Annotated in this window: 1 protein-coding gene and 1 pseudogene; both read left to right on the forward strand. The window is 72.7% G+C overall.

The features are described from left to right. Positions 1-92 (forward strand): annotated as a pseudogene (locus AB0O29_RS36280) (hypothetical protein); the annotation flags it as partial. 38 nt (positions 93-130) lie between these two features. Beyond that, the coding region (locus AB0O29_RS36285) for a histidine kinase (RefSeq protein ID WP_365160811.1) at positions 131-1,114 on the forward strand (984 nt) is incomplete at its 3' end.

Consider the following 1,114-nt stretch of genomic DNA (forward strand, 5'->3'; position numbering starts at 1 on the left):
TCTGCGGCGGCCAGACCCACACCATCATCCGGCACGGCATCGACCAACTCCTGCCCGAGCAGGTCGAGTTGATCCACGGCCCCGGCTGCCCTGGTGGGAGAACCGGCCCGCGTATCTCGCCCTCGACGTCGTGGTGGCGGCCGGATGCGCGGTGCCCGCCCTGGCCGCCGGAGGCAGCCCCTGGAGGCTGCTGGCCTTCTTCGCCGCTCTGCCGACCCTTCTGGTACGCCGCCGCTTCCCGTGGCTGCCCGTGGTGGCGATGCCGCTGTTCTGCTGGAGCTGGGGAGCCTTCCCGGCCATGGTGGTGTGCTACACGGTGGCCCGGCAGTGGGGATGGCGCCGGCGCACCCTGCTGGCCTTCCTCCTCACCGTGGCCGGCACCGTGATCGTCGCCTGGCATCCGACGCCGGAGGACCCTGACCTGGACCAGCTCTTCTTCCCCATGGCCGGGTTGGCCCTCCCCGCCCTGGGCGGACTGTGGATGCGCCAGCGGTACGCGTTGCTGGCCACGTTGCGTGAACGCACCCTGCAGGCAGAACGGGAGCGGGACCTGCTCGCCGAGCGGGCGGTCGCCGCCGAGCGCCGGCGCATAGCCCGGGAGATGCACGACGTGGTCGCCCACCGCGTCAGCACCATAGCCCTGCAGGCGGGTGCCCTGAGCGTGACCGCCCCGGACGAGCGCACGATCGAGACCGCCGAGGTCATCCGGCGCGCCAGCGCCCAAGCCCTGACGGAACTGCGCGAGATCCTGAACGTCCTGCGCCATGACCAGCAGGAGCCGTCGGAGGATGTGCGCGGGGTGCGGTCGGACGGCTCGGTACAAGCGGACGTGTCCGCGCTGGTGCGCGACTGCGTCGCCGCCGGCGGCAACATCCACCTGCACACGGCCGCGGAACTCCCCGTGGTCACCGGGGCCGTGCGCCGTGCCGTCCACCGGGTGGCCCAGGAAGCCCTCACCAACGCCGCCAAACACGCCCCGCACGCCCGCGTGGACATCCGACTCGCCGCCGAGCAGGGCGAGTTGCAGCTCACCGTGACCAACCGGCGCGGCGGCAGACGCCCGGCCGATCAGGCCGTACCCGGATCCGGGTACGGCCAGTTGGGCCTGGGCGGA

Source organism: Streptomyces sp. NPDC089915 (assembly GCF_040684675.1).
GTDB lineage: Bacteria > Actinomycetota > Actinomycetes > Streptomycetales > Streptomycetaceae > Streptomyces.